Raw genomic sequence first — 12,560 nt, 5'->3', positions numbered from 1 at the left:
TAGGTTGTCCGGTCGTGGCGAAGCTGTATTTCCGGTACGGGGCGATGAACTCCGGCAAGTCGACTGCTCTGGTGCAGGTCGCGCACAACTACCGCGAGCGCGGTCAGCGCGTCCTGGTGGTCAAGCCGGCGCTGGACACCAAGAGCCCCGAGGTGCTCTCCAGGATCGGGGTGGCCCGCGAGGTGGACCTGGTGCTGGAGGACGACCTGCCGGTGCGCGACGTGGTGCTCGACTCCGGCGGCGCCGACTGCGTGCTGGTCGACGAAGCGCAGTTCCTCACCGCAGCTCAGGTCGAGGACCTGTTCCGGATCGCCGTGCTCGACGGCATCCCGGTGATCGCCTACGGCTTGCGCAGCGACTTCCGCACCCGCGGGTTCCCCGGGAGCCTGCGGCTGATGGAGCTCGCCCACTCCATCGAGGAGCTCAAGACGATCTGCCGCTGCGGCCGCAAGGCCACGTTCAACGCGCGCACGGTCGACGGCGACTTCACCCAGGACGGCAGTCAGGTCGCCATCGAGGGAGAGGTCGGCTACGAATCCATGTGCGGCACCTGCTACCTCACCAAGGTCGGCACGCTGGGGTGAGGCAGCGCGGCCGCGGGCCGACCGGTCGGGTCGCGGACGCCATGACCCTTTCGGCCGTTGACCCCCCGGTGTCGGCCGCTTACGTTGCCAGCAACGTTCGCTCGGATCGCGGGAGCTGGCATGCCGCACCTCGCTTCAGGATTCGTCGCCCGAGGGGTGTTCCAGCGGTGACCTGCCCGATCGGGGTCACCGGCGCCAGCGCATAGCTGCCGAGCAGGCAATTCTCGTCGGCACATCGTCCAGCTGCGACGCGGTCGCCATCTGGAACGAGACAGCGCGGGAGGAGGTACTGCGTGGTCGGGCTCTCTCGACGGCAGGTGCTCGGAGCCGGTCTCGGACTGGCCGGGCTCACCGCCTGCGGCGACATCAGCGCCCGGGAGCCGCAGCGGTTCATCCCGCCGGCTCGGCCGGGGCAGAAGGTGCACCTCACCTACTGGTCGTGGTTGAAGGACCTGCAGAAGGTCTGCGACATCTGGAACGAGCGCCATCCCGACGTCGAGGTCGAAGCGGTGTGGATCCCGGTCGGCAACGCGGGCGGGTACCAGCGGTTGTTCTCCAGCCTGGCCGCGGGCGGCGGCCCCGACCTGGCGCAGGTGGAGCTGCGGCAGATCCCGGCGTTCCTGCTCGTCGACGGGATGGTCGACCTGTCCCGGTACGGGGCCCGGCAGCACGCCCGCGAGTACGACGAGGCGGTGTGGAACCAGGTGGTCTTCGACCGCGGGATCTACGGCCTGCCGCAGGACTCCGGACCGTGCGGGTTCTTCTACCGCGCCGACGTCATGCGCGAGGTCGGCGGCGCGCCCCCGGCCACGTGGGCGGAGTGGGCCGAGCTGGCCCGCCGCTACCGCGAGGCCGACAAGTACCTTGAGGTGTTCTCGCTCGGCGACACCTCGCTGTTCGCCTCGCTGGCCGCGCAGGCCGGCGCGCGGTGGTTCCGGGTCGAGGACGACGGGTGGGTGGTAGACATGACCGACGAGGCCACCACGCGCGTGGCCGAGTTCTTCGACGCCGCCATCGACGACGACCTCGTCGACGTGTCCGTGGACGCGCTGTCGACCGGCTGGGTCGCCGCCGCGGCCAGCGGCAGGATCGGTGCGGTGACCAACGGCTCGTGGGCCGACGCGCTGCTGGCCGAGGTCGGCGGCACCGAGGGGTTGTGGCGCGTCGCCCCGATGCCGACCTGGGGTCCGGCCGGGTTCGGCTCCGCCCAGAACGGTGGGTCCTCGGTGTCGGTGCTGCGCAACTGCGAGCACCCGAAGGAAGCCGTGGACTTCGCGCTGTGGATGACCACGACCCGCGAGGGCATCGACGCGATGATCGAGCACTGCGGGATCGGGTGGTCGCCCGCGGCGGGCTACATCGGGCAGTCGCGGCGCGAACCCTCCGAGTTCTTCGGCGGGCAGCGCTACAACCAGGAGGTCTTCGCGCCCGCCGCGCAGCAGCAGAACGAGCGCTGGATCTGGTCGCCGACCACCCAGCAGACCTTCAACGTGCTCGGCGACGGCTTCCGCGAGAAGATCACCGGCGAGTCGTCCATCGTGGAGGCCTGCCGGGTGGCCCAGGACGAGACGGTTGCGATGCTGCGCAACGAGGGGTTGAAGGTGAGGGCGGCGTGAAGGCGCAGAAGTGGGCGCCGTGGATCCTGCTCGCCCCGTTCCTGGTGCTCTTCCTGGTCTCCTTCGCCATCCCCATCGGCTACGCCGGAGTGCAGTCGCTGACCCAGGTGCAGCGCGCCGGGCTCTTCGGGGAGGACGGCGTGACGACCTCCTTCGCCGGGCTGCGCAACTACGCGCTGGCCTGGGAGAACTCCGAGTTCGTCGGCTCGCTCGGCCGGGTGGTGCTGTTCGGCGCGGTGCAGGTGCCGGTGATGATCGCCTGCGCCACCGCGCTGGCGCTGCTGCTGGAATCCGCGTCGGCCCGCTGGCCGCGGATGTTCCGGGCGATCTACTTCATGCCCTACGGCGTGCCCGGCGCGATCGCCACCATCATGTGGTCCTTCCTCTACGTACCGGGGCTGAGCCCGATCATCGACGTGGCCGCGGTGATGGGCATCGAGCTGGACCTGCTGGGCCCGGGGTCGGTGCTGTGGTCGATCGCCAACATCGTGACCTGGACGTTCACCGGGTACAACATGCTGATCCTGGCCGCGCAGCTGAAGTCGATCCCCGGTGAGCTCTACGAGGCGGCCCGGATGGACGGTGCCGGGCCGCTGCGCATCGCGCTGCACGTCCAGCTGCCGCTGATCCGGCCCGCGCTCGTGCTGTGCACGGTCTTCTCCATCATCGGAACGCTGCAGCTGTTCGCCGAACCGCAAGTGCTGCAGTCGGTCTCGCCCGCCATCAGCAGCGACTACACACCGAACCTCTCGGCGTACAACTCCGCGTTCAACTACAACGACTACAACGTGGCCGCGGCCCAGTCGATCATCATCGCGATGACGGCCTTCGCGCTGTCGTTCGCGTTCCTGCGCCTGGTGAACCGGAAGGACCGCCGATGACCGCCGAACTCGACGAGCGGCCCCAGCAGGCGACCTCCCCGGCCGCCGGGGGCGAGGCCGAGCGGCGCGAGCTGGGCAGAGCAGCGCTGATCAACGGGATCCTGCTGGTCGCCGCGCTGTACTTCCTGGTGCCGATCTACTGGGTGATCGTCGCCGCCTCGAAGAGCACCGAGGACCTGTTCGGCACGCACGGCTTCTGGTTCGCGGGCGAGTTCGAGCTGTTCGACAACATCGCGCAGGTCTTCGCCTACGACGGCGGGGTCTTCCTGCGCTGGTTCGCCAACAGCGCGCTGTACTCGGTCGTGGGCGGCGCGGTGGCCACCTACCTGGCCGCGGCCGGGGGCTACGCGCTGGCCAAGTACGCCTTCCGCGGGCGGGAGGTGATCTTCGGCGTGCTGCTCGGCGGAGTGCTGGTGCCCATGACCGCGACCGCGCTGCCGCTGTTCCTGCTGTTCAGCCAGCTGGGGCTGACCGACACCTACTGGGGCGTGCTGATCCCCTCGATGGTCTCGCCGTTCGGCATCTTCCTGTGCCGCATCTACGCGGCCGCCTCGGTCTCCGACGCGGTGATCGAGGCCGCCCGCATCGACGGGGCCGGGGAACTGCGGATCTTCCACGCCGTCGGGCTGCGCGCGATGACCCCGGCGCTGGTGACGGTCTTCCTGTTCCAGCTGGTGAGCATCTGGAACAACTACTTCCTGCCGCTGGTCATGCTCTCGGACCCGAGCCTGTACCCCATCACGCTGGGGCTGAACAACTGGCGCGGCCAGGTGGACCGGCTCCCGGAGTTCTACGAGCTGACCACCGGTGGTGTGCTCGTGTCGATCGTTCCGCTGGCCGTCGCCGTGGTGGTGCTGCAGCGCTTCTGGCGGTCCGGCCTGACCGACGGCGCGGTGAAGTGAAGGGGAGTTCGGATGACGGAGTACTACCAGGACCACACCCCGGGTTCGGGGGCGCGCACCGCTCCGCGGTCGCGGTTGCGCACCGACGCCGCGGAGCTGGACCTGTGCGGGCAGTGGGCGTTCCGGTTGTGGCCGCACGCCCGCCCGACCGAGGCGGTCCGGGAACCGGAGCACGACGACTCCGACTGGGACCGGATGCCGGTTCCCGGGCACTGGGTGCTGCACGGGGACGGCGACCACGGCTCCCCGATCTACACCAACGTGGTCTACCCGTTCCCGGTCGACCCGCCGCACGTGCCCGACGACAACCCGACCGGCGACTACCGGCGCCGCTTCGCGGTGCCCGCGGACGCGGCGTGGTCGCAGGCCGAGCGAGTGCTGCTGCGCTTCGACGGGGTCGAGTCGACCTACCGGGTGTGGCTCAACGGCGCGGAGATCGGCGTCGGCAAGGGCAGCAGGCTGGTCCAGGAGTTCGACGTCACCGAGCAGCTGCACCCCGGCGACAACCTGCTGGTCGTGCGGGTGCACCAGTGGTCGTCGGCCAGCTACCTCGAGGACCAGGACCAGTGGTGGCTGCCCGGGATCTTCCGGGAGGTCGTGCTGCTCGCGCGCCCGCGAGGCGGGGTCGACGACGTCTGGCTCGACGCCGGCTACGACCACCGCACCGGCCGGGGCCGGCTGCGGGTGGAGCTGACCGCCGCGCCGGAGGCCTTCCCGGTCACCGTCGAGCTCCCGGAGCTGGGCGTGCGGCGCACCCTCGACGAGGCGGTGGCCGAGCTCGACGTCGGCGAGGTCGAACCGTGGAGCGCCGACGTACCGAACCTCTACGCCGCGAGCGTTCGCTCGACCGGCGAGCACGTCCGGGCGCGGGTGGGATTCCGCAGCGTGCGCATCGAGGGCGACCGGTTGCTGGTCAACGGGCGGGAGCTGACCTTCCGCGGCGTCAACCGGCACGAGACGCACCCCGACCGCGGCCGGGTCTTCGACCCCGAGCACGCGCGCGCCGACCTGCAGCTGATGAAGCGGCACAACGTCAACGCCATCCGCACGAGCCACTACCCGCCGCACCCCGGCGTGCTCGACCTGGCCGACGAGCTGGGCTTCTGGGTCGTCGACGAGTGCGACCTGGAGACCCACGGCTTCGAGCCGGTGGGCTGGCGGGACAACCCCAGCGACGACCCGCGGTGGCACGAGGCCTACCTGGACCGCATCCGGCGAACCGTGGAGCGCGACAAGAACCACCCGTGCGTGGTGATGTGGTCGCTGGGCAACGAGGCGGGAACCGGGTCGAACCTCGCTGCGATGTCGGCCTGGGTGCGCCAGCGGGACCCGGGCCGCCCGGTGCACTACGAGGGCGATCGCACCGGCGAGTACACCGACGTCTACTCCCGGATGTACCCGGATCTCGCCGAAGTGGCCGCCATCGGCGGGGATTCGGGAGAGATCGCCGGCTGCGACGAGGCGCGGGCCGAGCACCTGCGCACCAAGCCGTTCGTGATGTGCGAGTACGTGCACGCGATGGGCAACGGGCCCGGGCTGGTCGCCGAGTACCAGGAGCTGATCGACGCGCTGCCGCGGTTGGCCGGCGGGTTCGTCTGGGAGTGGCGCGACCACGGCCTGCGCTCCCGCACCCCGGATGGGGTCGAGTTCTTCGGCTACGGCGGTGATTTCGGCGAGCAGGTGCACGACGGGAACTTCGTCATGGACGGGCTGATCCGCTCCGACGACGTCCCCTCCCCGGGAGCCGCCGAGGTGGCGGCCGCGTTCGCCCCGGTGCGCGTCGCGCTGCGCGAGGACCGGGAGCTGGTCGTCGAGAACGACCAGCACGCGGCCGGTACGACGGGATTCCGGTTGGCGTGGCAGGTGGCGGTCGACGGCCGGACCAGCGCGGAGGGGACCGCCGCGCTGCCGCACGTCGCTCCGGGCCAGCGGGTGACCGCGCCGCTCCCGGAGGAGCTGGTGCTGTCGGCCGCGAAGGCCGGCGGAGCGGACGAGACCAGCGAGATCTGGCTGACGTTGCGCGTCGAGCTCGCCGCGGACACCGCGTGGGCGGCCGCGGGGCACTGCATCTCGGCGTCGCAGCACGACCTCGGCGAGTCGGCGCTGACCGGGGTCAACGGCAGCCCGCGTCGTCACCGCCCGGTCGCACCGCCTGCCGGTCGCGGCGCGGAACCGGTCGAGCGCGACGGCGGCTACCAGATCGGCCCGGCGTTCGTCGACGCCCGCACCGGCGACCTGCTGCGCGCGGGCGAGCTGGAGCTGTCGGGGCCTCAGCTCGAGCTGTGGCGGGCGAGCACGGACAACGACCGCGGCGACAGCCCGAGGCTGGCCGGCCGCCCCAGCGGGGGTCGCCTCGCGTGGGAACGCCCGCCGTCCTCGGCCGAGCAGTGGCGGGCGCGCGGGCTCGACCGGCTGCAGCACCGCCTGGTCGAGATCGGCCGCGACGGCGACGCCGTGCGCGTGCGCACGCGTTCGGTCGCGGCGGGCCAGCGCTGCGGAGCGGAGACCTGGATCCGCTACCGGGCGGTCGGCGACGAGCTGCTCGTGCGCGTCGACGTCATCCCGGATCGGGGATGGGACCGCACCTGGCCGAGGGTCGGTGTCCGCCTGGACCTCCCGAGCGCCTACGGCCGGGCGAGCTGGTTCGGCAGGGGTCCGAATCCGTCCTACCCGGACTCCCGGGCCGCCGCGCTGGTCGGCGTCCACGAGGCGAACGTCGACGACCTGGAGTTCCACTACTCGGTCCCGCAGGAGAACGGGCACCGCTCCGACCTCCGCTGGCTCCGCCTCACCGGTGCGGCCGGCGAGTTGGAGATCCGGACCTTCGCCGAGGCGGGCGGGCCCGGCTTCACCCTCTCCCGGTACACCGCCCAGCAGCTCGAAGCGGCCGACCACCCGCACCAGCTCCCACCCGGCGACGGGCTCCACCTCTACCTGGACGCCGCGCAGCACGCCCTGGGCACCAGGTCCTGCGGTCCCGACGTCCTGCCGCGGCACGCCCTCGAACCGCGCAGCACCAGCATCACCTTCGCTCTCCGGGCCAGGTAGCAGGCCGGGTTCGGCCGCCGGGCGCGGCCGAACCCGTCACGCGGTCGGCGGGTCGCCGAGATCGGGGACCTCCAGGCGCACCCCACCGCGCAGCGCGGACTCGTGCGCGGTGATCCCCGGCATGGTGAAGCGCGCGGCGACCCAGGCGTTGACCGGTGGCTGCGAGCCGGTGTTGACCGCGGTCGCGAAGTCGTCGGCCAGGAACTGGTGGCTGCCCTCGTGCCCGTTCGGGGCGCCGGTGAACTCCTCCGGCAGGTGGGAGCGGTCGTGCACCGGCGCCGAGCCGCTGGCGAAGCCCTCCCGGAGCGCGGGATCGACGTGCTGCGGGGACGGATCGTCCCCGACCGGCGCGTGCGCGGGCCGGAGGTGGTCCGTGACGTCCTCGACCCCGCTCTTGTCCTGCCAGTGGCTCACCGTGGCCAGCTGCTCGAAGCTGCCGCGCGTGCCGAAGAACCGGAAGCGCGACTCGCGGATGTGCGACGGGTAGCCGACCCGCCGGAACTCGTTGGTGCGGAACGAACCGCCCCCGGCGACCTCGAAGAGGGCGGTGGCGTTGGAGAAGTCGTTGCTGAACTGGCTGATCTCCTTGTCGAACACGCCGTCGTCCCGGTCGTCGACGACCCCGACGGCCGACACGCTCACCGCGCGCGTTCGCCAGGCGCCGAGCACGCCGCCGATGGAGTGGGTGGGGTACAGCAGCGGGGGATAGCTGGCGGTCGCCTTCCAGTTCGCTCCACCGCTGTACCGGTAGGCCTCGTAGAAGCCGAGGTCCATGTCGTGGACGTAATCGCCCTCGGCGTAGAACACCCGACCGAAATCGCCCTCCTCCAACCTGTTCCGCGCGTACACCACGGCCGGGTTGTAGTAGCTGGTCTCGCCCATCATGTAGGTCAGGCCGGTGTCGCGCACCGCTTCGACGATGTCGGTGATCTCCCGCTGGGTCACCGCCATCGGCACGGCCGAGTAGACGTGCTTGCCCGCGCGCAGCGCCCGCACGACCAGCGGTCCGTGCGTCCAGCGCTGGGTGAAGATGGCGACCGCGTCGACGTCGGAGTCGAGCACGGCCTCGAACGACGGCAGGGTTCCGGCGAGATCGTGGTCGCCGGCGAGCTTCTCGGCCCGCTCGGGCCGCAGGTCGGTCGCGAGGACGTCGCCGACGCCGGGATGGCGCCGCCAGAGCTCTGTGAACTGGCCGGCGAACTGCCCTGCGCCGACGATGCCGAGGGAGAACAAGGGACCACTCCTCACCGTGGACCGCGGAAGCGCCCGGTGCTCCGGCAGGTGCTGCCCCGGGCGTCGTCGTGGACTCCTGCGACGATAGGTGCCTACGATCTGCGAAGTCTTCGCCGAAGAGAGCGTGAGCTTCGTGGATTCTCAGGTGCTGCCGCAGGTCGAACCCCCGAACCTCGCCGCGTGGTCGGGCGAGCCAGTGCTCATGGGGACCGCGCACCAGCACGACGACCTGGAGCTCAACCTCGTCTCCGAGGGCGGTGCGATGCTCTACTTGTTCGGCGGGCAGTCCCTGGAGGTCGGTCCCGGGAGCGTCACCGCGTTCTGGGCGGGGGTGCCGCACCAGCTGGTGGCCAACGAGGCGACCCGAGCCCACTGGGTGCACGTTCCCTTCTCGGCGCTGCGGAGCTGGGGTCTGCCGGATGCCCTGGTCGGCCGGCTGCTCTCCGGGGCGCCGCTGGTCTCCCCGCCGTCCGGGTCGGTCGAGGCCGACGTCGCCCGCTTCGAGCAGTGGGCCCTCGACCTGGCCAGCGGTGCGCGGGAGCGGCGCGAGATCGCGACGCTCGAACTGGAGGCGAGGATCCGCAGGCTGGCGCTGAGCGCCCCGGGCGAACCCGGCGGCGGTCGCGCCCCGGTCGATCGCTCGTTGCAGCAGGTGATCGCCATGGTGCAGTACCTCGCGAGGAACTTCCGCGAACCCGTCGCGGTCGCCGACGTCGCCGAGGCCGCGCAGCTGCACCCGAACTACGCGATGACCCAGTTCCGCAAGGTCGTGCGGACCACGGTGGTCGACTACCTGACCAAGTGCAGGCTCGCCGAAGCCCGCCGCCTGCTGATCACCACCGACCTGCCGGTCAACGACGTGGGGCTGGCGGCCGGTTTCGGCTCCGTGAGCCGCTTCTACCGGGCCTTCACGTCGGCTTGCGGCACGCCGCCCGCCCGGTTCCGGCGCGAGTTCCGCGGGCGGGCGTGATGGCGCCGGCCGGTGCGCTCGGCGGGGACCGGGATCCGGACCTCCGGCACCGGAGCCGGGCCTCTGCGGGGCTGGACTCGCGGTCGGTCGGTGCGATACTTCGCGGATGTCCTCGCAGATCGGGGCGCGCCGGTGAGCCCGCGACCGCCGGCCGTCGAGCACGGTCACACCGCCACGACCGGGGACGTCGTCGAGCAGCTCGAAGTGGACCCGCACCGCGGGCTCCCCGATGCCGAGGTCGCGGCCCGGCTGGCCAGGTTCGGGCCGAACCGGCGGGAACGGCCGCGGCGGGTCACCTTCCGGGGCGTGCTCCGGGAGGAGAGCACCGAGCCGATGATCCTGCTGCTGCTGGCCGTGGCGGTGCTCTACGGCGTGTGGGGCGAGCTGGCGGACGCGGTGGCGATCGTGGTGGTCATCGCCGCGGTCGTACTGGTGGAGGTGTTCACCGAGTACCGCGCCAAGTCCGCCATCGCCTCGCTGAGCAGGTTGTCGGCGCCGACGGCGCCCGCGCTGCGCGGTGGCAAGGTGCGCGACGTGCCGACCGAGGGGCTGGTGCCCGGTGACGTGCTCGTGCTGCGCGCGGGGGAGCGGTTGGCCGCCGACGCGCGGCTGGTCGAGTCCGCCGGCCTGCGGGTCGACGAATCGGTGCTGACCGGCGAGTCCGCCCCGGTCGACAAGGACGCCGGGCGGGTGCTGGCCGCCGACGCACCGCTCGGCCAGCGCTCGAACCTGGTGTTCGCCGGGACCACGGTGGTCGCCGGGCGCGCCAGGGCGGTCGTGCTGGTCACCGGCACGAGCACCGAGCTCGGGCGGATCACCGGCCTGGTGGTCGAGGCCAGGCCGCCGCGCACCGCGCTGCAGCAGGCGATGCGCGACCTCGCCCGCTGGCTGGCCTGGTTGGCGCTGGCCTTCAGCGTGCTCGTCCCGCTGCTCGGCGTGCTCGGCGGGCAACCCTGGCGCGAGATGATCCTGACCGGGCTGACGCTGGCCTTCGCGACCATCCCGGAAGAGCTCCCGATCATCATCAGCATGGTGCTGGGCCTGGGCGCCTACCGGCTCTCCCACCGCCGCGTGCTGATCAAGCGGCTGCGGGCCGCGGAAGCTCTGGGCACCATCACGGTCATCGCCACCGACAAGACCGGCACCGTCACCGAGAACCGGATGAGCGTGTCGCACCTGGCCACCGACCGCGCCGAGCCGTTCACCGGCGATCCCGCTCCGGCGCAGCGCAGGTTGCTGGCGCTCGCGGCGGCCTGCACCGACGCGACCGTGGTGCACCAGGACGACACCGCGCGCGTGCTGGGCGAGCCCACCGACGTCGCGCTGCTGGAGACCGCCCACCGCCACGGCCTGCTGCCCGGGCAGCCCGGCGGCTCGGCGGGTGACCTCGTCGCCGAGCACCCCTTCGACAGCGATCGCAAGATGATGTCTGCGGTGCGCCTCGGCCGGGACGGCGAACTGCTGCTGATCGCCAAGGGCGCGCCCGAATCCGTGCTCGGCCGCTGCACCCACCGGCTCGTCGGCGGGAGCGAAGCGGCGCTGGACGGGAGCGGTCGCGGCGCGCTGCGCGAGCAGGTCGACGGCATGGCCGCGCAGGGCGTGCGGGTGATCGCCCTGGCGACCCGCGTGCTGCCGGATCGCGATCTCGGGCGCGAGGAGGCCGAGTCCGGGCTCACGCTGGTCGGATTCGCCGGCCTGGCCGATCCGGCGCGCCCCGGGGCGGCCGAGGCGGTGCGCGACCTGCGACGGGCGGGAATCCGGGTCGTCATGGTCACCGGCGATCACCCCGACACCGCAGGGGCGATCGCCGCGGACATCGGGCTCGACGGCACCGGTTCGCCGTTGAGCGGGCCGCAGCTCGACGAGCTCGACGACGACGCGCTGGCCGAAGCGGTGGCGGGATCCTCGGTGTTCGCCCGCACGACGCCGGAGCACAAGCTGCGGCTGGTGCGCGCGCTGCACGCGCGCGGCGAGATCGTCGCGGTCACCGGTGACGGGGTCAACGACACGCCGGCTCTGGCCCAGGCCGACGTGGGGATCGCGATGGGCGCGAGCGGCACCGACGTGGCCCGGGAGGTCGCCGACATGGTGCTCGCCGACGACGACTTCGCCACCACCACCCGTGCCGTGCGCGAGGGCAGGCAGCTGTTCGACAACCTGCGCAAGGGCGTCCGCTACTACCTGGCCTGCAAGGTGGCGCTCATCGCCACGGCCGCCAGCGGGGTCGCGCTGGGCCTGCCGGTCCCGTTCACCCCGATCCAGATCGTGGTGCTGGAGATGTTCATGGACATCGCGGGCAGCGCGACCTTCGCCGCGGAGCCCGCCGAATCCGACGCGATGCGCCGCCCGCCGCGCGATCCCCGACGCCCATTCCTGGACCGCTCGCTGGTCACGGCGATCTTCACCTGCGGGGCGACGCTGTTCGCGGCCGTCACCGCGATCTACCTCGGCGCGATCTGGACCGGTCTGCCGATCGCGACCGCGCAGACCCTGGCGTTCACCGGGTGGATGGTCGGTTACCTGGCGCTTGCCTGGGTGATGCGCTCCGAGCGGACCCCGCTGGTGCGGCTGGGCCTGCGCTCCAACGGGTTCTTGCCGCCGTGGACGGCGGTCACCGCGGCAGCGCTGGGGCTGATCACGGTGCTGCCCGCCGCGCGCGATGCGCTCGACCTGACCGCGCTGACCGCCGGGCAGTGGCTGGTCGCGGTGCTCGTCCCGGTGCTGGCCGTGACCTGGAACGACCTGGCGAAGTTCCGCACCGGCCGCTGATCTCGCGCGGCGCGCCTCAGATGTCCAGGGCCCGGCGCACGGCCGCGGCGTTGCGCCGCGAGACCGGGACCATCGTGCTCGCCTCGTCGTCCATGACCAGGAGCAGCTCGCCCTTGAAGCGGCGTTCGACCTCCCGGATCCGGCCGAGGTTGACCACGTACCGGCGGTGCACGCGCAGGAATCCGGCGCCGCCCTGCTCGTTCTCGAGCTTGTCGAGGCTTCCCGAGGCGGCGCGGAGGCGGCCCTGGTCGGTGGACAGCCACACGTCGTTGCCCTCGGACTCGGCGAAGGAGACCTCGGGCCGGCGCAGCAGGACCATGCGGTTCTCCCGGGTCGCCACGATCCGGGGAGTTCTGCCCTGCTGGTGGCCGGTGCCGCCGCCGCTGTCGGCGTGCGGGAGCTGTTCGCCTTCGGTGGCGCCGAAGGAGACGAGGGTGCCGACGAGGTTTCCGGACAGGAACACCGGTCGCATGCTGACCGGGGTGGGTTCGTCGGCGAGGTGGGTGAAGATCTGGGTGGTGCCGACCCAGGAGGGGTTGTGCGAGGCCTGCTTGGCG

At 72.0% G+C, this 12,560-nt stretch carries 9 protein-coding genes; 7 read left to right on the top strand and 2 right to left on the bottom strand.

Annotation, left to right across the window (positions count from 1 at the left end):
* The first annotated feature begins 14 nt into the window (after positions 1–14).
* The 5 genes from ACFQRI_RS25265 (at position 15) to ACFQRI_RS25245 (ending at position 7,031) form a co-directional block, all read left to right on the top strand.
* Complete coding sequence (locus ACFQRI_RS25265; RefSeq protein WP_380672806.1) at positions 15–584, top strand: thymidine kinase; 570 nt, start codon at positions 15–17, stop codon at positions 582–584.
* Positions 585–877: 293 nt separating this feature from the next.
* Positions 878–2,200, top strand: coding sequence for an ABC transporter substrate-binding protein (locus tag ACFQRI_RS25260; RefSeq protein WP_380672804.1), 1,323 nt, complete (start codon positions 878–880; stop codon positions 2,198–2,200).
* A complete protein-coding gene (locus tag ACFQRI_RS25255) occupies positions 2,197–3,081 on the top strand; it encodes a carbohydrate ABC transporter permease (RefSeq protein WP_380672802.1) in 885 nt (294 codons plus the stop codon). Before ACFQRI_RS25260 ends, ACFQRI_RS25255 begins: the two co-directional genes overlap by 4 nt.
* The gene (locus ACFQRI_RS25250; RefSeq protein WP_380672800.1) at positions 3,078–3,983 is read left to right on the top strand and encodes a carbohydrate ABC transporter permease; all 906 of its coding nucleotides are present in this window, start codon (positions 3,078–3,080) and stop codon (positions 3,981–3,983) included. Before ACFQRI_RS25255 ends, ACFQRI_RS25250 begins: the two co-directional genes overlap by 4 nt.
* A 12-nt stretch (positions 3,984–3,995) precedes the next feature.
* Complete coding sequence (locus ACFQRI_RS25245) at positions 3,996–7,031, top strand: glycoside hydrolase family 2 TIM barrel-domain containing protein (RefSeq protein WP_380672798.1); 3,036 nt, start codon at positions 3,996–3,998, stop codon at positions 7,029–7,031.
* A 36-nt stretch (positions 7,032–7,067) separates the two neighbouring features.
* Here the strand turns inward: ACFQRI_RS25245 and ACFQRI_RS25240 are convergent, their stop codons facing one another.
* The gene (locus ACFQRI_RS25240; RefSeq protein ID WP_380672796.1) at positions 7,068–8,264 is read right to left on the bottom strand and encodes a Gfo/Idh/MocA family protein; all 1,197 of its coding nucleotides are present in this window, start codon (positions 8,262–8,264) and stop codon (positions 7,068–7,070) included.
* 133 nt (positions 8,265–8,397) lie between these two features.
* On the opposite strand from ACFQRI_RS25240, the gene ACFQRI_RS25235 reads away from it, so the two are divergent.
* Together ACFQRI_RS25235 and ACFQRI_RS25230 are read left to right on the top strand one after the other, a co-directional pair.
* Positions 8,398–9,234, top strand: coding sequence for a helix-turn-helix domain-containing protein (locus ACFQRI_RS25235; RefSeq protein WP_380672794.1), 837 nt, complete (start codon positions 8,398–8,400; stop codon positions 9,232–9,234).
* Positions 9,235–9,366: 132 nt separating this feature from the next.
* Positions 9,367–12,003, top strand: a complete 2,637-nt coding sequence (locus ACFQRI_RS25230; protein ID WP_380672792.1) for a cation-translocating P-type ATPase — start codon at positions 9,367–9,369, stop codon at positions 12,001–12,003.
* A 16-nt stretch (positions 12,004–12,019) separates the two neighbouring features.
* Here the strand turns inward: ACFQRI_RS25230 and ACFQRI_RS25225 are convergent.
* A partial coding sequence (locus ACFQRI_RS25225) for a LytTR family DNA-binding domain-containing protein (RefSeq protein ID WP_380672790.1) occupies positions 12,020–12,560 on the bottom strand: 541 nt, incomplete at its 5' end.

The sequence above is a fragment of the Saccharopolyspora griseoalba genome (assembly GCF_042665275.1).
Lineage (GTDB): Bacteria > Actinomycetota > Actinomycetes > Mycobacteriales > Pseudonocardiaceae > Saccharopolyspora > Saccharopolyspora griseoalba.
The sequence above is the reverse complement of the archived record's forward strand: the minus strand, read 5'-3'. Positions and strand labels throughout refer to the sequence as shown.

Excerpts from the sequence above, each read along its gene's own strand:
- ACFQRI_RS25245 (WP_380672798.1), top strand. The coding sequence starts at position 3,996 with ATGACGGAGTACTACCAGGACCACACCCCGGGTTCGGGGGCGCGCACC.
- ACFQRI_RS25250 (WP_380672800.1), top strand. The coding sequence starts at position 3,078 with ATGACCGCCGAACTCGACGAGCGGCCCCAGCAGGCGACCTCCCCGGCC.